At 38.8% G+C, this 20,145-nt stretch carries 16 protein-coding genes and 1 tRNA gene; 7 read left to right on the forward strand and 10 right to left on the reverse strand.

Going from position 1 to position 20,145, the window contains the following annotated elements; genetic code table 11:
- Positions 1-12: 12 nt before the first annotated feature.
- Positions 13-1,677: a (2,3-dihydroxybenzoyl)adenylate synthase gene (locus AC1M86_RS01630; protein WP_481607090.1), complete on the reverse strand. Its 1,665-nt coding sequence runs from the start codon at positions 1,675-1,677 to the stop codon at positions 13-15.
- Positions 1,674-2,909 (reverse strand): isochorismate synthase, encoded by a 1,236-nt coding sequence (locus AC1M86_RS01635; protein ID WP_481607091.1) that lies wholly within the window; start codon positions 2,907-2,909, stop codon positions 1,674-1,676. Before AC1M86_RS01635 ends, AC1M86_RS01630 begins: the two co-directional genes overlap by 4 nt.
- Positions 2,910-3,069: 160 nt before the next feature.
- Here AC1M86_RS01635 and AC1M86_RS01640 point away from each other — a divergent pair, with 160 nt between their 5' ends.
- Positions 3,070-3,840 (forward strand): SDR family oxidoreductase, encoded by a 771-nt coding sequence (locus AC1M86_RS01640; RefSeq protein ID WP_481607092.1) that lies wholly within the window; start codon positions 3,070-3,072, stop codon positions 3,838-3,840.
- Between the two features lie 37 nt (positions 3,841-3,877).
- Here the strand turns inward: AC1M86_RS01640 and AC1M86_RS01645 are convergent, their stop codons facing one another.
- A complete protein-coding gene (locus tag AC1M86_RS01645) occupies positions 3,878-5,200 on the reverse strand; it encodes a condensation domain-containing protein (RefSeq protein WP_481607093.1) in 1,323 nt (440 codons plus the stop codon).
- Between the two features lie 232 nt (positions 5,201-5,432).
- Here AC1M86_RS01645 and AC1M86_RS01650 point away from each other — a divergent pair, with 232 nt between their 5' ends.
- The 5 genes from AC1M86_RS01650 to AC1M86_RS01670 are packed head-to-tail and all read left to right on the forward strand — an operon-like array spanning position 5,433 to position 10,072.
- Entirely contained in the window at positions 5,433-6,242 is an 810-nt protein-coding gene (locus AC1M86_RS01650) for a siderophore-interacting protein (protein ID WP_481607094.1), read from the forward strand.
- A 37-nt stretch (positions 6,243-6,279) separates the two neighbouring features.
- Entirely contained in the window at positions 6,280-7,230 is a 951-nt protein-coding gene (locus tag AC1M86_RS01655; protein ID WP_481607095.1) for an ABC transporter substrate-binding protein, read from the forward strand.
- A 1-nt stretch (position 7,231) separates the two neighbouring features.
- A complete protein-coding gene (locus AC1M86_RS01660) occupies positions 7,232-8,269 on the forward strand; it encodes a FecCD family ABC transporter permease (RefSeq protein ID WP_481607096.1) in 1,038 nt (345 codons plus the stop codon).
- A gap of 1 nt (position 8,270) precedes the next feature.
- Positions 8,271-9,287, forward strand: a complete 1,017-nt coding sequence (locus tag AC1M86_RS01665) for a FecCD family ABC transporter permease (RefSeq protein WP_481607097.1) — start codon at positions 8,271-8,273, stop codon at positions 9,285-9,287.
- Complete coding sequence (locus AC1M86_RS01670; RefSeq protein WP_481607098.1) at positions 9,284-10,072, forward strand: ABC transporter ATP-binding protein; 789 nt, start codon at positions 9,284-9,286, stop codon at positions 10,070-10,072. Before AC1M86_RS01665 ends, AC1M86_RS01670 begins: the two co-directional genes overlap by 4 nt.
- Positions 10,073-10,161: 89 nt before the next feature.
- Here the strand turns inward: AC1M86_RS01670 and AC1M86_RS01675 are convergent, their stop codons facing one another.
- The 7 genes from AC1M86_RS01675 to AC1M86_RS01705 all read right to left on the reverse strand — a co-directional run bounded on the left by AC1M86_RS01675 (position 10,162) and on the right by AC1M86_RS01705 (position 18,153).
- Positions 10,162-10,434 carry a hypothetical protein gene (locus AC1M86_RS01675; RefSeq protein ID WP_481607099.1) on the reverse strand — a complete coding sequence of 91 codons (273 nt, stop codon included), beginning with the start codon at positions 10,432-10,434 and terminating at the stop codon, positions 10,162-10,164.
- A gap of 102 nt (positions 10,435-10,536) precedes the next feature.
- Complete coding sequence (locus AC1M86_RS01680) at positions 10,537-11,544, reverse strand: fimbrial protein (protein WP_481607100.1); 1,008 nt, start codon at positions 11,542-11,544, stop codon at positions 10,537-10,539.
- A complete protein-coding gene (locus AC1M86_RS01685) occupies positions 11,541-14,054 on the reverse strand; it encodes a fimbria/pilus outer membrane usher protein (RefSeq protein ID WP_481607137.1) in 2,514 nt (837 codons plus the stop codon). Before AC1M86_RS01685 ends, AC1M86_RS01680 begins: the two co-directional genes overlap by 4 nt.
- A gap of 98 nt (positions 14,055-14,152) precedes the next feature.
- Positions 14,153-14,863: a fimbrial biogenesis chaperone gene (locus AC1M86_RS01690; protein ID WP_481607138.1), complete on the reverse strand. Its 711-nt coding sequence runs from the start codon at positions 14,861-14,863 to the stop codon at positions 14,153-14,155.
- Positions 14,864-14,963: 100 nt separating this feature from the next.
- Positions 14,964-15,497: a fimbrial protein gene (locus AC1M86_RS01695; protein WP_035266450.1), complete on the reverse strand. Its 534-nt coding sequence runs from the start codon at positions 15,495-15,497 to the stop codon at positions 14,964-14,966.
- Positions 15,498-15,932: 435 nt separating this feature from the next.
- A tRNA-Ser gene (locus tag AC1M86_RS01700) sits at positions 15,933-16,022 on the reverse strand.
- A 97-nt stretch (positions 16,023-16,119) separates the two neighbouring features.
- Positions 16,120-18,153 (reverse strand): oxidoreductase, encoded by a 2,034-nt coding sequence (locus AC1M86_RS01705; RefSeq protein WP_481607101.1) that lies wholly within the window; start codon positions 18,151-18,153, stop codon positions 16,120-16,122.
- 427 nt (positions 18,154-18,580) lie between these two features.
- Here AC1M86_RS01705 and argG point away from each other — a divergent pair, with 427 nt between their 5' ends.
- Positions 18,581-19,921, forward strand: a complete 1,341-nt coding sequence (argG, locus tag AC1M86_RS01710) for an argininosuccinate synthase (protein WP_092765981.1) — start codon at positions 18,581-18,583, stop codon at positions 19,919-19,921.
- The last annotated feature ends 224 nt before the right edge of the window (positions 19,922-20,145 follow it).

Genomic DNA, 20,145 nt, shown 5'->3' on the forward strand with positions numbered 1-20,145 from the left:
TTATTTCCTTCGTTAAATCGTGTCTTCGGTGAGGCGTTTTCTGAGTTGTTTCTTGTCGATTTTGCCCAATGCCGTATAAGGCATTTCTTCAATAAATTCGATGCGATCTGGGATCTTATAGGTCGCCAGACCGTATGCTTGAATGAATTGTCTAATTTGTAGTTTCAGCCTTGTTTCTGATGCATCTTGGTTGTTAGGTCGCCATTGAATAAATGCACAACTTTTTTCTCCTAACATTGGATCTGGTTGTGCAACCAAGGCGGACAAGATGATTTGTTGGTGTTGATTTAAAACCTGTTCGACTTCTTCCGTCGCGATTTTTTCACCGCCACGATTAATTTGTTCCTTACTTCGCCCTTCAACAATAATATTGCCTTCTGGCGTTAATCGAACTAAATCACCAGTGCGATAAAATCCATCTAAGGTAAAAGCACTTCGGTTATGTTCTGAAGCCCGATAATACCCTCTAATGGTATAAGGGCCGCGAGTTATAAGATGCCCCACCTCACCCAACGGCAGCTCGTGATCATCTTCATCGACGATTTTAATTTCATCATCTGGACTTATACGGGAACCTTGGGTACCTATAATGACTTCTTTCGGATCATCGTAACGCGTGTAATTCACCAAGCCTTCTGCCATACCAAATACTTGTTGTAATCGGCATTGGTATTGATCGATCAATTTTTCAGCTAAAGCATCTGGCAACCTTGCCCCACCGACCTGTAAAGCCGTTAATTTCTTAAAAATATTTGTTGCGCCGTTTTGAACTGCTTCCGACCATGTTGCTGCTAATGCAGGGACAAGAGCAACATACGTAATATGGTGCGCTTCAATGAGTGGAAATGCAGTTTGGGGAGAAGGATCTTTCGCTAAAACAAGTGTTCCACCTGCATAAAATAGACCCAATGAACCAGCCGAACTCATACTGAAATTATGTGCTACTGGAAGCACCATAAGCATACGGCTTTCTGTATCAAGTTCACAAATATCTGCACTGGCACGAACACTATACAAATAGTCATCATGTGTTCGTGGTATAAGTTTCGGTGTGCCAGTACTGCCCCCTGAAAGTTGAAAAAAAGCCACATGGCGAGCCGTTATTTTGGGCTTTGAAACCATATGATTTTTAAACGATGTAAGATTCGGCCAAGGATCAAAATCGCCTGCATCACCAACGACAATCACTTGCTGTAAAGTCGGACATCTGCGCTGGCACTCTTGCGCTAAGGATCTGTAATCAAAGCCTAGATGCTTATCTGCACAGATATACAATTTGGCATCTGTTTGCTGAATAAAATGACTTACTTCGGCATGACGGTGTGCTGGTAAACTCATCACTGGTCGCATCCCTATCCGCAAAGCTGCAAAATAAGCAATAAAAAACTCTGCTATATTTGGCATTTGAATCACAACAGCATCTGCCAGCCCATAGCCTTGTTTAGTCAAGAAGACTGCAAATTGTTCAATATTTTGATTCAGCTCTTGATAAGAATACTGGCGATCACCACAAATCAATGCCACCTGATTGGCAAATTTCTGGGCTGATTCTTGAAAAAACTCTGAAATGGTTTGACCTTTCCAATATCCCTTTTGAATGTACCGCTCTACGAATTCTTCTGGATATGGAACGATGCCATCCCAGAGTAAAGACTCGTCATTTACATTCGCATTCATTTTATTCCCCCATGATTTAAGTGCTGAGAATCTAAACCCAATGCATTTAACATCGTTTTAAATTTCACGATGGTTTCTGACAGTTCACTGGTCGGCTGTGAAGCTTCGACAATTCCTGCACCCGCATAAAGACGCGCATAATGGTCAAAGATACGCCCACAACGTACATTCACTGCCCAAGCACCATTCCCTCGGGCATCACACCACCCCATAGTTCCTGCGAATAGGTTACGGTTAAAAGGCTCTAGTTCCGAAATCAACTGGCGAGCCATAGGGGCTGGTTGTCCACAGACTGCTGGCGTTGGATGTAAAATTGAGACCACATCAAAGATATGTTGCTCTGGATCTTTCAACGTTCCCTGAATTTTGGTCGCCAAGTGCCAAACCGCCTCTGTTTTAATCAGTGAAGGTGATTTTGGGATATTGAGCGTTTTGCACAAGGGAGAGAGTTGATCTGCAATGGCTTCGATGACCACGGCGTGTTCATGCTGATCTTTTTGCGAAGCAAGCAATTTTTCAGCTTGTTGTTGATCCAGTGTTGGATCTGAATGACGTGCTAATGTTCCTGCAACTGGATGGCTAAACAAATATTCATTTTGCTTCGCAACGAGAAGTTCTGGACTTGCCCCCATAAACCAACCAGATTGTTTTGGGTTTTGGGCCAACGCAAATGTGTAGCCATCAGGATTAGAGGCCAACAACTGGTAAAATAAATCAATAATATTAATTTTGTGTTGGGTTTTAAGATCAATTGCCCGAGCCAATACTGCTTTTTCTAGCGGTGATGACTTCATCAATTCAACCAATTTAACGACACCAGCAATGTATTCCTCTTGTGCTGGGATGAGAGTCGCTTGCACTTGATCATTAAGAGAAGACTGAGCCGATTGATCAATGCGCTCATTTACAAATGTGTTTTTTGCTTCCGCAATCGAGATTTCTGGTAAATCTCGATGATCAAAAGGCAAGCTCCCGACCAAAATAAGATCTTTATTCGCTGTTAATTCGATTTTTTTTTGTAGTGCAGATTTTGCTTGTTCGAGCCACTGTGCTTGCTGCTGATTAAAATTTAAATGAGAAGCTCGATCAAATTCGATATGTTCAACTAACTTTTTACTTGAAATGGTCCCCGTTGGCGTTGCGAACACGAAACCAGGTTGATCTTCCTCAATTAACTCTTCCTTTTTTATGCCTATCATATTTTGAAAAACTGACGGTTCTATTGGCAACATATTTGTTCTCACGATTATCTGTTCACACTGCGTGCATCAAACTTTCAACATTCACAAAAGGACAACCTCTAGGAGTTGAACGCAACCAATATAATAATTATTATTCCCAATTGAAAATGATTATCGTTTCAATTTGTTAATAAAATTAAAGGATACTTAAATGGGTTTATATATCGTGACGGGTGCAGCCAGAGGAATTGGTGCTGAAATTTGTCGTCAACTATTGCAGAAGGATCATCAAGTCATCGCAATTGATCGGATTGATGACATCAATCAATGGGAACTTTTTAAATTAATTCCTGAAGCATCACTCAACCATCTAGACCACATCAGCTGTGACATTCGTAAGACCAATGAGATTATTCAGCACATTGAAAATTCGATACTTTTTAAAGGCACGATCACGGGGTTAGTGAATGCTGTGGGGGTCTTAGAAATGGGATCTTTATTAAATACATCTGTTGAACAATGGCATGAAAATTTGTCGATAAATTTCATTGGCCCTGCCGAACTTAGTCGTTGGGTCGCTCACCAAATGATTCCGCAAAGAGAAGGTGCGATTGTGAGCATCAGTTCAAATGCAGCCCTCATTCCAAGAATGAATATGGGTCTGTATGCCACGACCAAAGCTACAGTGAGTCACTATTTTAAAAATCTCGCGTTGGAACTCGCGCCTCACAATATTCGCTGTAACTTAGTTTTACCTGGCTCAACCCTTACACAAATGCAAAAACAACTATGGACTGAGGATCGCCCTCCAGCAGGCATTGTCAACGGAAATCTAGAACAATTCCGAAATGGTATTCCATTACAAAAAATTGCTGAGGCTGAAGATATTGCCAATGCAGTGATATTCTTACTTTCAGAGCAAGCACGCCAAATCACAATGCACGAATTAGTGGTTGATGGTGGAGCAACTCTAGGCGTGTAACAGCCCTATTGCCTCATTCAAAGGATAAACTGCCAGACTATTCTGGCAGTGGTTTGTGAATTTGAAGTTGTTCAAAAACAAGTTCTGGTTGAGCTAACCAAGTTTTCATCATCCCCATAAAATCATACCAATAAGCTTTGAGACTTGGCACATCATAAAGTTCTTTATGGCCGTCAACAGCGAGATACAAACGCTCAATACCATTAACAAACTTATTGGTAATCGCGGTATCAAAGTCTTCAATTGGGCCAGCGGATATGGTTGTTTTTGTTAACTTACACCCTTCGAAATGTTCAGGTAAAGGATAAGGAATCCAATTCACAATAGGTCCAAATAAGATATTTTCATAGGGATCAAAATCTTCTAATACAAATCGCATTTGCTCAAAATAGCTTTGCTGATGCGGTCGAATTTCGGCAAACCTTTTCGTTAATAATAAAATGATTTCTTTTAAGTTTTCCTGTCCAGTAATGCCCAACCTTAATGGCAGGATATTCATGACTAAGCACGGGATACGCATAGATGAAGTACCCAACCGAGACATAAAAGGTATCCCAAAGCATTGTTGAGGATCTTTAGACTGTTTCATTAAATAACTCATCATCACCGCCATAACGATAAGAGCACTGGGCAATTTTAATTCAGTTGCTAATGCATTTAATTGTAGCTGTGTAGACCAGTCTATTACCTCTTCATAACGTGGCCCTTGTGAAAATGGTTCTTTTAATTTTCGTTTAAGTCGTTTCTTAGGGGCTTTCTCATACGAAAAATTAGCCTTCCAAAAGTCTAAATCTTTTTTAGCTTTTTCAGAGTGAAGGTAATGCTGTTCTTCTACAATAAACTTTTCATAATGATCGAACCGTTTAATTTTTAATTCAGTACCATTTTTGAGAGATTGATAATAATCAATAAATCGGCTAATCATCAGTCCGTAAGCGTAGCCATCTAATGCAACGTGATGCGCTTTAAAAAATAATCCATACTTTTGCTCACCTAAGTGTGCAAATACATAGTCATATAAATGACCCGATTCTAAATTAAATGCTGGTTCTACTTCTTTTTCAGCCCACGCTAAAATTTCCTCCTCATCAAGCTGAGATAAATCAACGAAGCTAGGTTTCCGTATCGTCACATCATCTACTCGATAGACGTGTTCACCCTGAACTAAAGCTCGCCAATGAAGCGATTTAGCTTCCTTTAATGTGAGATAAACTGCTTTTTGAAAAAGCTCTCGATCTAATGGTCCCTCAATAACCAACCACTCCGCCGTATGAAAAGGATAACTGCCATGATAATGATGTCCTTTCCACATACTGTGTTGTGCACAAGTTAATAGATCATGGGATTCATTGATTTGCATAAGACAACCGCATAAATTTAATTTTCATTATAAAATCAAAGTTTTACAAAATATTTAAACCTTCATATTTTGTGATTACACTTTGGCACAAAAAGATTATTAAATATAATGATTATCATTTGCAAATTAAATTTGTTTGATTTAGATTAATAACCATTCAAATCTGTCGACTGACGCACGTATTACGGTATCGACGATCTTCACTCCATTGATAAGTACAGAAGATTAAATAATGACGACACAATCTCCTCCTCTAGCTCGACATATTTCTGTCCATTCAACAGAACAAATTTCCACTCATTTACAGCGTATTAAGTTTAAAAGTGAAGATTTCACAGGTTATGCAAAATGTGATGGTGGTGCGCACATCAAATTGTTTTTTCCGAACCCTGATCAACAAGCACCTGACCTCCCGTTTCGAAATTCTTTAGGCAAAATTACGTGGCCAAATGGAAAGAAACCAATTACGCGGACATATACTGTTCGAGATTTCGATGAAGAACAGCAACTTTTAGTCATCGATTTTGTAAGACATGAAGATTTTGGTATAGCGGCTGATTGGGCAAAGCATGCGAGTCCAGGTGATCTGTTAGGTCTAGCCGGTCCAGGAGGACCAGCACGTTTTAAAATCGATGTAGAATATTGGATTTTTGTTGGAGATCTTTCAGCAATCCCGATGATCGCTGCCTCGCTTGAACAATTACCAAAAGACGCTTATGGTGAAGTTTGGATCGAAATCGAAGATGATTCAGACCAAATACATCTGAATAAACCTGAACACATTAAGCTTCATTGGTGCAAAGGCCCTCATGAATTGAATAATACCATCCGTCATTCTTTGCAAAACTTAGACTGGAAAAATAAAGATATTTCAGTATCACTGGCGGGTGAAAATTCAACGGTGGTTGAACTTCGTAAAATACTGAGACAGAACTTTCAGCTACCCAAAAGCAATTTATATGCTGTGCCTTATTGGAAGCAAGGTCACAACGAAGAGGCTTATCATGAGGAACGCCATCAAGTGATGGATGCCGTTGAATAAGTGAATAGAATTATTTTAATGAAATATGTAGAAAGATATGAAATATAAAATTGCAATTATATTGAGTGCTATCACTCTCTTCACAGCATGTTCTCAGTCGAATGAACCTTCTTCACGAGACAGTAAAGCGACGGTTGAATCTCAAATAAATACGACACGACAAATTGAAGATGCTTTAGGTCGTCAAGTTACGATTCCTGTTCAGCCACAACGTGTTGTGGTTTTAAGTGAACTTGATTTGGATAGTGCTATTGCGCTTGGAATAAAACCTATAGGCAGTAGTTATGTTCGAGGTCAAAGTAATTTTCCAGATTACCTCAAAAATGAAACACAACAGATCGCCTCCGTCGGTAACTTTGGACAACCGAGCATGGAACAAATTCTCACGTTACAACCTGACTTAATTATTGCTGGAAGCATGATTGATACACAAATGATTAATCAATTGCAGCAGATTGCACCCACTGCAGTCAGTTTTGCACGCGGAGAGCCATGGAAAGACAGTTTCAAAAAGGTAGCTCATTTATTAAACAAAGAACAACAAGCCCAAAAAGCTCTAGAAGCGTACGATCAATATGCGCAAGAAGCTCAACAGAAATTACATGCTCAACAAAGTCAATCAGTCAGTGTCATTCGTTGGACAGCCAATGGACCTGTGTATATGTTAAATGATTCATTTGCGAGCCAAATTTTAAAAGATATTGGCTTAACACGACCTCAACATCAGCAACAACCAGGTGCAAGCCATACGCCTCCAATCAGTCGAGAGCGTTTTGATCAAATTGATGCAGACTGGCTCATCATTGGCAGTCATCTAAACTCGGAAAAGCAACTGGCAGAACTAGAAAAATTACCAGAATTCCAACGTCTTAATGCTGCAAAAAACAAGCATTATTTCGTGGTTGATGCATCTATGTGGACTGGCATAGGTGGACCACATGCTGCTCGACATGCCATTGATGATGTAATGAAGCATCTCCATAATTAACATGCTGACGAATGCTACAACTGTACTTGACCGATTCCCGCTGATGGGAATCGTGCTTAGCTTGATTATTTTATGTTGCGCTGTTTTGTCGATCGCGTACGGCGCTGGTCAGCCCTACTTTACAGACAGTTTGCAACTTATTCTTCAGGCACTAAGTCAATGGTCCTTAGAACCAATCACTCCCCTATTGGAAATTAGAATTCCACGTACTATTGCGGCGGTGAGTGTCGGATTAGCTTTAGCGATCTCAGGCGTCATCCTTCAAAACTTGCTTAAAAACCCTTTGGCTGATAGTGGATTAATCGGAATTAATAGTGGCGCATCTCTTGCCATTGTTTTGGCCATTGTTCTTCAAATGGATACCTTCGGACTATTTTTTTGGGCGCTGATTGGTGCATTAGTGAGTGCCTTATTGGTCTTTGCCATCACCCCTCGTCAAATGACAGATCAAAGCTCACTTACACGTTTAGTCTTGGCTGGACTGGCAATCACCAGTACATTCCAAGGTTTTATGGCTGCCATTCTTCTGAGTTTCCAAAATGGTTTAGATGACTATCGTTTTTGGGTTTTAGGTTCGCTCAATCGCGTTGATATTCAATATCTCGGTCTTGCACTGATTTTAATGGCGATCGGACTCATCATCGCTATATTGGTAACACGCCCTCTAGGTCTTAGTTTAGTTGGTGATCAATTGGCGAATAGCTTAGGCTTAAATACGAAACTACTTGATGCATTCTGCATTTTAGCTGTGGTTTTATTAACTGGAAGTGCCGTTGCATTAACAGGGCCAATTGCCTTTTTAGGCTTGATTGCACCTTACTTTGCACGAGCTATTGGTGCTCAGAGTATTCAGAAACAATTCATCTATAGCGGACTATTTGGCATGTTGCTGTTGCTGATCGCGGATATCATTGCACGTGCAGTCGTGCAACCCTTCGAAGCCCCTGTCAGTATTCTTTTAGCCTTATTAGGCGCACCTATTTTAATATGGATGGTACGTCAAAATAACCTACAAAATATCATTCAAGCGGAGAAATAATATGTCTTCTCTCTTGAGTCGTTTAAAACAAAAATCAGTGATAAAGGCTTGGATAATCATTGCAATTCTACTGATATCACTTAGTTTATTTAGCCTGATGTACGGTGAAATCACATTAAATTTGAATACGCTATGGAATGTATTGACAGGCAATGCGTCAGCTCCACATCAACTTCTCGTTGAAAAGATTAGATTACCACGACTTTTGGCAGCCTTATTGATTGGTGCTGCACTCGCCTTATCTGGTCTCATTCTTCAAATTATCACCAAAAATCCTCTTGCGAGCCCAGATGTTTTTGGTATCAGTGACAGTGCAGTGCTTGCTTTGGCATTCACCATTCTCCTCTCAAGTTCTAGTATGTTAGGTCAATGGTGGCAAGCATTAGTGGGTGCGATCTTCTGTGTTTTTTTTATTTTAATTGCTTCAGGCGGCGTAGGAACACAGGGGTATCGTATTTTGGTCATCGGGGTCGGAATTGCAACACTCATGAAAGCCAGTTTTGACCTTATCCTTGCGACACTGCCAGTAATGCACACCAGTAATATTTTAATTTTTAGTAGTGGTAGTTTGATTGGTCGAAGCTACAGCATCTTGCTACCAACTTCGATTTTTATCATGCTGCTTGTCAGTATTATTGTGCTGTGGCGGCGACTATTTAGTGCAATGGTTCTCCCTGATTCTGTCATTGATAGTCTAGGAGAACCCTTACCTATAATTAGACTGATGCTCATTATTATTGCTGCGTTTCTCGCTGGGACCGCTGTCAGTATTGCAGGCCCCATTGGATTCGTGGCTATTGCCGCACCAATCATCGCATTTAAATCATTTTCTCATCATTTATTTCCGATTTTTCCAACCATGTGTATTGGTGCATTAATGGTTTTATGTGCCGATTTACTAGGAAAAAATTTGCTTGCCCCTGTCGAAATTCCCGCAGGCATTATTAGTGGCATGGTTGGTGGTCCACTGTTGTTGTGGTTGTTATATCGTCATTCTAGAAGTATGAGTCGTACATGAGTTTAATCATCAATCAATTAAGTGCTGGATATAATCATCATCAAGTTTTGAAGGGTATCAATGCTGAATTTCAGCAGGGTCAAGTCATCGTCCTCATTGGTCCAAATGGCTGTGGAAAATCGACCTTGTTAAAATGTATTGCTCAAATTCATCCATATGATCAAGGCGAAGTCATTTGGGAAAAAAATCAACTGAATATACTCAGTAAAAAGTTGCTCGCTAAACAACTTGCATTACTTCCACAGCATGTAACTGCACCCAACGGCATGACAGTTGAGCAGTTAGTAAGCTTCGGTCGTTTTCCACATCAAGGTTGGTTTAAACGACTCAACATCGAGGACCAAAAAGCGATTGATGACGCTTTGTCTGCGACCCATTTAAGCGAATTAAAAAATCAAAATTTAAGTAATCTATCAGGAGGTCAACGTCAACGTGCATGGATCGCAATGGTACTCGCACAACAAACTCCTTTAATTCTTTTAGATGAACCAATCAGTATGCTCGATATCGGTCATCAAGCCGATATTTTAAATTTAGTCCGCTCTCTAGCCTCACAAGGTAAAACCATAGTGATGGTTCTACATGAATTAGCCACTGCTGCACGCTGTGCCGATTTTCTAGTTGCCATGAAAAATGGTCAAATCATTGCACAAGGAAAATCAGAAGATGTTCTAACAAAGCAATTAGTCCATCAACTCTATAACTTAGATGCTGAAGTCAGACTGGTTGAAGATGATCAACTCAAAAAAAGGTTACTGGTCATCCCAAATAAGTTTGGTGATTAATCTTCAATACCAATTCAATCCATCTCCATTAATGACAACGTAGATTTCTTATGGAAGAGCATTATTCCATTGCAAGCTTTTGAGATTAATTAGTGGTAATAAACTGAAATCATTTTCTTATCTTGCCCATTTACATTGCTTACTTGAACCACATAATGATCTAAACTTAAACGATCATCTTGAGTCACTTGATGATCTTTTAACTGCTGAATGAGTTCATGTAATTCAATACAATATTTTTCTAAAGAACTTTCAGAACAGCTATAATTTTCAATGACTGAACCTTGAAATTCAATATTTTGAGCATGCACGACGTGCACCGAAATGACCATATTTAGAATAAGTATAAATAATGATCGCATTGCCTTTCCCCAATAAAGCATACGATCTTTAAATTTACATAAAAATATAGTTAAAACAATATTATAAATTAAATATTTTTTGTTAATGTGAACTACATATCACTATTGATATTGGATTGTGACCGTTGCCTGACCTCTCACACGACCAGGTTCTACTTGGTTTTCAACTTGGATATAGCGTGCTTTCAATGGCAAGTTATATTGAACCGTTTGATTCGAGCTCACGGTGCCAAGTTGTATTGGCTCACCTTGAGTAATAACTTTATCTTGATTTTGATAATTGGAAATTAATTGTGTATTTACACCTTTGGCTCTGACATTTGACGCTGCATCATTTACGATTGAATTATTTCCATTTGAAGTGTAATCAAAGCTTAGGCTAATTCGGTTTGTTTCTGTCACACTCGTCGGATTATCTCCACCATTACATAAGATATTCATATCAAATGCCTGCTCACCCGCTGTAGATCCAACACCTTTAAAATCAGATTTATTTACTGTAGGTAAATTCACCGTTTTATTGATATTTCCTTGGATCTCACATGAACTTGAAGCAATCGTAATCGCATTACCGTATACTGTACTGGTTAAAAAAGCTTGCTGAGGATAGCCCTCTACATAATAAGTACTATAACGTCCCGGTGCTATTACACCTGAACCCGTATTCACTGCAGTTTTGATAATTTCGACAACAAAAAAACCATTATCTAAGTTATAAGTTGTATTAGCCGTTAACCTACGAGAGTATGGATAATAACCTGAAAAATTTTGATTATTTGCGGCTTCACGATAAAGCCTAATCCCAATACCTGGAATATTGGTTTCATAAACTGAATCCCCAGCGGGACTCAACTGACCATTTTGAATCAGTCTTGCATTAATATTTACAGGATTTCGATCACACCGAATACTTGAACCATTCGGTGAAATTGGAAACGTTTTTTTGGTTAAAACTCGGCCTACTGGATCAGATGGTCTGACTACGACTCTGCCAACAGCCATGCTAATATCAACTGTTCTAAAGTTAGCTTGAGGTGTACAAGCTGCTTGAACAGAAGTTATGGCAAAACCTGAGAGTACAACAGCACCTATTAAAATCTTAGTTTTCATTGACATAGTGCCTCTGTCGTAATCATATTTTCAGACTGATGCGCAGTGACATCATATTGGATTTGGCAACGATCATCTGGCTCATCACCCCAAACAATGTTTAAAGTATCTTTGAGTGCTGCGGTTCTGACATAAACCAAACCACCTTGAGCAACTAAACCAATGCTTTCTTGATTAGAATTGAATACTTCTGCTGCAAATGGTAAAGACTGTCCATCTTTTAGCGCACTTTTGATATAAATTGCCTTCCCTGATTTAGTCGCAAAATTCACTTTCGTTATCGCGCCTGAATAAGGTGCAATTCTTTGACTTGTTTGCATTAATTCTACATCTGTCGACATCTCTTCAGGGTTCAAGCTAATGTCATTCAGACGATATGGTGTGACATAAGGAATAATCGCATAACCAGATTTATTAATTTCTAAACCTGTCGAATTATTTACTTTTGCACCTGAGGCTTCAGGGGCATAGACTAAGACCATCGTTTGCCCCTGATCTGGTCCAAAATGTACGCCATCACGGTGTACAACTACATTGCCTCGGGCTGTGACTAACATTTGTTGATATTGATCCGCCAAACTATAAGACGCACCAAGAGTTGAATAATTTGTTCGATATTGTACGTTAGTGTTAAAACTTGGATTATTGCCATAATCCGCAGAAGTCGAAAATCCGTAATTGAATTTTTCGCCCACTGTACCACTCGCACCTACATTAATACGATCTTGCGTGGTAATTGAACTTAGATTTAAAGCACTCTTTTTAAATGTGAGCGGCAAAGAAAGCGTCAGCATATACTCCGTATCGCTGCTACGAATATTCGTATTATTATTTTCTAATTCTCGTTTAATGGCAGATAAACCATACGTCAGCAAATTATAAGTATTACTGTAGCCAACTTGATATTGTTTAGACTTTTGGTTGGTGTTCCAATAATCACTCCAAGAACCTGTAGCATAGAAATTGCCTAGATTATTTGGTAATCCTTGGTTTAACGTGATGGTAAACTCACTTCTCTGCTTACCTACATGACCTGAGCTTACCCCCTTTTCATCCAAATCTTGGATTAAAAAGGCATCTCGTAGTTTCAAAAAGTTTTCAGTTGAATAACGATAAGCAGCCAAAGTTAAATTCGTATTCGTCGGGCTAATTAATTTGCTGTAACTCAAACGATAACTTTGTCCAGTTTGATCTTTTCTTCGATCAAACTTAGCATCAGGTTGCGTGATATCAATTGCAATCGCACCAATTGGTGTCGCAAAAGCTGTACCGACTAAATATGCCTGATAATTTTCAGAAAATTGTAGCCCTGTATAGGCTGTAATATAGTTATTGATCCCATGTTGATATTTTGCCTGACCAACCCATGGATCTAAATCAATATCCTTATCTCTAAACTCACCTATCGTAAATGAATAACGATTCATACCAGGTCTTAGCATTTGTACAACTGATGCATAAGGTACAGAAAAGCGCTGAATTTGACCGTCAGATTCAATGACTGAAACTTCTAATTCACCACCAAAGCCAGTGGGATAAAGATCATTAATTTCAAAACTACCCGGTGCAACTGTAGTTTGATAAATAATTTGACCTTGTTGTTTAATTTCGATTTTAGCATTCGTACGAGCATTACCACGAATTCGGGGCGCATAACCCGTCATGCTATTGGGTAACATCCGTTCATCACTTGTGAAATCTAGACCGCGATAACCTACAGAATCAAATAATTCACCATTGGTAAAATAATCACCGAGTGTCAACATACCTCGATATTGGGGAAAGGCACGTAGTACATAAGTCGTGACTGCATCGTAACTACTTTTATTACGCCCCTGATCTTCGTGATCAGACCATTTCCATTGACCATTATGACGGAGTTGCCACCCACCTAAATTTGCACCAGTTGCCAAAGACATGAAGGCATTGTTAATCTCAGGATTGGTTTCAGAGTTATTTTTTGTTTTATATGCTGAGGCACTGTATGAAATAAATCCAGCATTAATCCCTCGATCCCAAGCACTTGGGTCGATGTAGCCCTGAGCATTTTGTTGCATCGCAATTTGAGGGATAGAAATATCTAGTCTTAAACGAGCAGAATCAAACTCATAAAATGCATTTTTCACCCAATTTTCAATACGCTGACAAGATGTCGAAGTAGAATTAGACGGCTCAAAGTTTAAAATCTCTTTTTTGACACCAAACTGCATTAATGTTTTTGCATCAAAACACGTATAAGCATTTGCTGATTTATTATTTAATTCATTCTTGAATACAACTCGATGCTTACGATACCAGTTACCATTTACGTAAACATCAACATTATATTCACCTGGCAAAATAGGATTTCCAAACTTAAACCTATCTGTATTAATTGATTGTGCGTTTTCACCAATCAAAAAAGATGAGTCAAATTCCACACCATCCGCTGATGATTCGTTTGAAATCTCTTCACCATGTGCTGGCGTTAAATAAGTAAATCCGAACGTTATAGCCCCCAAAACAATCATAATTGTAGGAAGTTTTTTTTCATCATCTTGTTTTTGGTTACGGATCAGCATATTTTTGCCTACCTATTAATATTTAATAGGAATATTGATTCATTAATTTAGGGATTTAATTTCAAATCTGTCTGAATACGCCCACCAAAATCATTAATCGTTGTAAAACTCAACTTACTATGAGTGATAGCTGACTTTAGATTTATATTTTCACTTGATTTGGGGCTCACCATGATCCCTTCTTTCATCAAATCCACCAATTTTCCATTAGTTTGTTGACTTAATATCGATGTGATTGTGACGTGATAAGCCGTTGGATTAATCACCTGGAGTTGATTACCCACTTGCTTCCATTGTAATTTTGCTGGAGCTTCTGCAACCTTATCTTTCAAATTTGTTGGTCGATAAAATAATTTAATTCTTGAGCGTATTGCCAGTTGTAAAAAGTTATCTGGTTCCGTGCTTTGAGCATTGGCTTTAGGTTTAGGCGGAATATCTAAAACATTCAACCAAAACACAGTTTCTTGCTCACCACTTAATGATTTTGCATTTGGCAAAGCCGTGATTCGAAGCGATTGACTCTTGGTGGGATCAACACGCGAGATTGGCGGTGTAATAATAAAGGGAGCTTTAGATTGTTCAGGCTTACTCTTTGGATCACCCTCATCAATCCATGCTTGTACCAATGATGGTTTATCACCATTGTTACTGACCTGTAGTGTGATTTCTCTTGCATCTGCTGGGTATATTGCTCTTGTTCCATGAATAATGATTTCAGCATGAGCAAAACTTGTCGAAGCCAATAGCCCCAACGTCATTGTTATATTTTTAAATGAACCTAGCATGCAATTGATCTCTACTTAATACATTTGATTAGAGTCAAGTTAATCAATAACTTAACTCTATTTTAAAAACAAATTATTGATAAATAATCGTGTATTGAACTGAAGTAGTTACAGGACCTGCTGTAGAAGCACCAGTCGCATAGTATTCTGCATAGTAGTCAAGTGCAGCAGTTCCACCATCGACAACATCAACCCACTGAGAGTTAGTTTGCGCACCGTTCGCACCAGCCTGCTGAACTAAAATAGGTTGGTTGTTGCTTCCTAACAATTGAACTTGTACGTTTTTAGCACCATTAGCATCTTGGTTATTTAAACGACCAGTGTTGAAATCGACCGTTGCACCAGGTTCGAAATAAGTTGCGACTTTACCTTCTGAACAATCACTTAGATTGATCGTGAACGGTGTACGACCAGCGACTTCACCAGCTGTAGCGAGCGTTTGTTTTGAAACTGTAGGTAGAGTCACAGTAAAGTTTTTGCCTTGTGGCGTTACAATGTCACAAGTCTTATCTGTAACTAAACCGTTGATTGTAATTGTTCCATCAGCTGCATTTGCTTGTGCAATCGTAGCTAATAAAACTGCTGAAAATAATGCGATTTTTTTCATTAGTCTTACTCTAATTCGGGGAATGGTGGGATGTTTAAAAATGTCGATTGATATGCAAAAAATTGCAAAAGCATGGTATTACATTATAAATAAGTGTAAATAAAGTCACATTTTGCCATTTTCATTAAAACCATTTCACATTTGTAAATTTATCTTTAACTCTTTATTTATTATTAATTAATTATTCATGTATTTTTTTGTAACTATGAATTTTAAAAAATTTAGTTTAATTACTCTATAAAATTAATAATTTTTAAAATATTTATATATATTAAAGCGATATTATGAAATTTTTGATTTAGACAAATTCTGTCATGATCCCGTCATAATTCTAAATATTCAATATGATGCAATGATGCAATGATGCAATGATGCAATGATGCACGATTATTTCGCTCATAAAAAAACCCTGACATTAGCCAGGGTTTTTGAATTTGGCGGAAGCGGTGAGATTCGAACTCACGGAGGACTCACACCCTCGTCGGTTTTCAAGACCGGTGCATTAAACCGCTCTGCCACGCTTCCATGTGCGCCATAATACGAAGCTTTTCATATCATGACAAGTAAAAATTACAATCAAACCATTCAAGTGAATATAGTTTCACCAAATGATTCAAATTTATTAAATTTTGGCTGCAATTTCAGCACCTTCACGAATCGCACGCTTAGCGTCAAGCTCAGCAGCAAGCTTTGCACCACCAATAATATGATATTTCGCTAAAGTTGTTTCAGTCTCTGATGGCATAATCTCTTTAACAGATTCTTGCCCTGCACAAACAACGATAGTATCGACTCGTAATAATTGATCATGCCCACCAACTTCGATCCACAGACCTTCATCACTCACTGATTTATATTGAACGCCACGCAACATTTTCACATGATGTTTTTTTAATTGGGCACGATGAACCCAACCAGAGGTTTTACCTAATCCTATACCCAAAGGCGTTGTCTTACGTTGCAATAAATATATTTCGCGAACTGGATGATCCACTTCAGCAGGTTGTAAACCACCTTCAGAAACATACTGAACATGTGGATCAACTCCCCACTCACGTTTCCATTCTGCCAAAGGTTGTGGCTGTGGCTGATGTTCAGGTTTTAATAAAAACTCTGACACATCAAATCCAATACCACCAGCACCAATTACTGCTACCTTTTGACCCACAGGCGCACCTCTTAATACTTCTGCATAAGATAAAACTTGTGGTGCATCACTTCCTTCGATCTTCAATGCACGTGGTACAACGCCTGTCGCAACAATCACTTCATCAAAGCCTTCACGCTCAAGCTGTTCACGATTAACTTTAGTATTTAAACGAAGTTCAACCCCAGTACGCTCAATTTGGACTTTAAAATAGCGAATGGTTTCATGAAATTCTTCTTTCCCAGGAACAACTTTCGCTAAGTTGAATTGTCCCCCTACATCATTAGTGGCTTCAAATAAAGTAACTAGATGACCACGACTGGCAGCAACAGTCGCTGCCGACATTCCAGCTACACCACCACCCACAACAGCTACTTTTTTTGGCTTCTTGGTTTTTAAATAAACCAGTTCAGTTTCATAGGCTGCACGTGGATTCACTAAACATGTGGCACGTTTATTTTTGAAAGTATGATCCAAACAAGCCTGATTACACGCAATACACGTATTGATTTCATCAACACGATTAGTTGCCGTTTTATTCACCCAGAAAGCATCCGCCAATAATGGACGAGCCATTTGAATCATGTCGGCTTTACCTTCAGCCAAAATAGCTTCGGCAGTTTCAGGCATATTGATTCGGTTGGATGCAATCACAGGCACAGACACATGTTTTTTCACCTCTGCGGTATAATCTACAAATGCCGCACGAGGAACAGAGGTTACAATTGTTGGAACACGAGCTTCATGCCAACCAATACCTGTATTCAATAATGTGATACCCGCTTCTTCTAGCGCTTTAGCAACCGTGATCACTTCATTCATTGTATTACCGTCATGAACTAAATCGAGCATAGATAAACGGAAACAAATGATAAATTTTTCGCCAACTTTCGCGCGAATTGCCTTAACAATTTCAACTGCAAAGCGCATACGGTTTTCTATTTCCCCGCCCCATTGGTCTGTACGCTGATTGACATGACGACTCATAAATTGGTTCAGCAAATAGCCTTCTGATCCCATGATTTCGACACCATCATAGCCAGCTTTTTTCGCGATACTTGCTGTAGCCGCATAATCTTGAATCGTATCCAGAATTTGTTTTTCTGACATCTGACGTGGTTTAAATGGTGAGATCGGCGATTTTATTGGGCTTGCAGAAACCACAAATGGTTGATAACCATAACGCCCTGAATGCAAAATTTGCATTAAAATTTTTGCACCATGTTTATGAACTGCATGTGTCACTAATCGGTGTGGGGCAACATCACCTAAGGTATTCATTGTGCCACCAGCTGGAAGCAGCCAGCCCTGACGGTTAGGGGAAATACCACCTGTAATGATGAGACCTACGCCCCCTTTAGCACGCTCACCAAAATATGCTGCTAATTTAGGATAATTATAAAAACGATCTTCTAGACCGGTATGCATCGATCCCATCACGACACGATTTTTTAGGGTAGTGAAACCAAGATCAAGAGGTTTTAATATATTTGCATAGCGAGTTGTCATGGCAATTCCTTATTTTATGGGCTTTGCAACTTGTTGCATAAAACTATACTTCTTTTTTCATAACTGTTTATGGCAATTTTTTTTCTTTTTCTATAATAAATTACCAACTATTGAATTAGATATTAATATTCAATCACTTACAAAAAATATTTTTCATTAAGTTCGCATTGAAAAATTGCAATAAAATAAATTGATGCATAAAAATCTTTACAAATACGCTGTGTTATTTTCAAGAGGAATCATGAATTAGATTAAGACTTGCTTATTACTTTTGAGTTTTGACGAAATATTGCTATTTATTCAAATATTTTTGCACCACGTATCTTTTTTTAAAAAAAATTACCAACGAAAAGTGCTATAATTGAAGAAATATATTTTTCAGGTTACCAATTTTCTAGGTGCCTATATTCTATCGTTAGGATGAACAATGTCTGATAATGCAACTATCTTACAGAATGTACCTGTAGGCAAAAAAGTTGGTATTGCCTTCTCTGGTGGTCTTGATACTTCTGCTGCTTTATTGTGGATGAAGCAAAAAGGTGCTGAACCTTATGCGTATACAGCAAACTTAGGTCAGCCAGATGAAGATGATTACGATGCTATTCCAAAGAAAGCTGAAGCTTATGGCGCTGTTAAAGCACGCTTAGTGGATTGCCGTTTACAACTTGCATTAGAAGGTATTGCAGCAATTCAATGTGGTGCATTCCATATTTCTACAGGTGGTGTACCTTACTTCAATACAACGCCACTTGGTCGTGCAGTCACAGGTACAATGCTTGTTACTGCGATGAAAGAAGATGACGTCAACATTTGGGGTGACGGATCTACTTATAAAGGTAACGACATTGAGCGTTTCTACCGTTATGGTCTATTAACGAACCCAGCACTTAAAATTTACAAACCTTGGTTAGACCAAACATTTATCGATGAACTTGGTGGCCGTGCAGAAATGTCACAGTTCCTCATCGACAACGGTTTTGACTATAAAATGTCAAAAGAAAAAGCATACTCAACAGACTCAAACATGCTTGGTGCAACTCACGAAGCGAAAGATCTTGAGTATCTTGATGCTGGTATCAAAATCGTTGAACCAATTATGGGTGTTGCATTCTGGAAAGAAGACGTTGAAATTGCACCTGAAGAAGTTTCAATCACATTTGAAGAAGGCTTCCCTGTTGCTCTTAACGGTCAACGTATTGAAGATCCAGTTGAGTTAATTCTTGAAGCGAACCGTATCGGTGGTCGTCATGGTCTAGGTATGTCTGACCAAATCGAAAACCGTATCATCGAAGCGAAATCTCGTGGTATTTATGAAGCTCCGGGTATGGCGCTTCTGCATATTGCTTACGAACGTCTTGTGACTGGTATTCATAACGAAGATACCATTGAACAGTACCGCATCAACGGTTTACGTTTAGGTCGTTTACTTTACCAAGGTCGTTGGTTCGACTCACAAGCGCTTATGCTTCGTGAAACTGCGCAACGTTGGGTTGCTAAAGCAATCACAGGTACTGTGACTTTAGAACTTCGTCGTGGTAACGATTACACCATTATGAACACTGAATCTGAGAACCTTACATACGAAGCTGAACGCTTAACTATGGAAAAAGGTGATTCTGTATTCACGCCAATGGATCGTATTGGTCAATTAACCATGCGTAACCTAGACATTACAGATACACGCGCTAAGTTAGGAATCTATACTGGTGCAGGTTTACTTGCTGTCGGTACAGGTTCTGCTGTTCCACAACTTAAAGACAAAAACTAAGATTTAGTTTAGTCCCAAAAAACCGCGCTTTGAGCGCGGTTTTTTATTTGGACGTGAAAATCTATTATTGTTCCCTAGATGGATAATGACTCATTCATCTAACGTATGCTTCATTTTTATATTAATCAGCACAAATAGATGTAAAACCCCTTTTATCGGCTTTTGTCGTTATCAATTTCAAGCAATATCGATTATCATCTATGTTATTTTTTCAGTAAGACTTG

The sequence above is a fragment of the Acinetobacter sp. ANC_7654 genome (assembly GCF_056779855.1).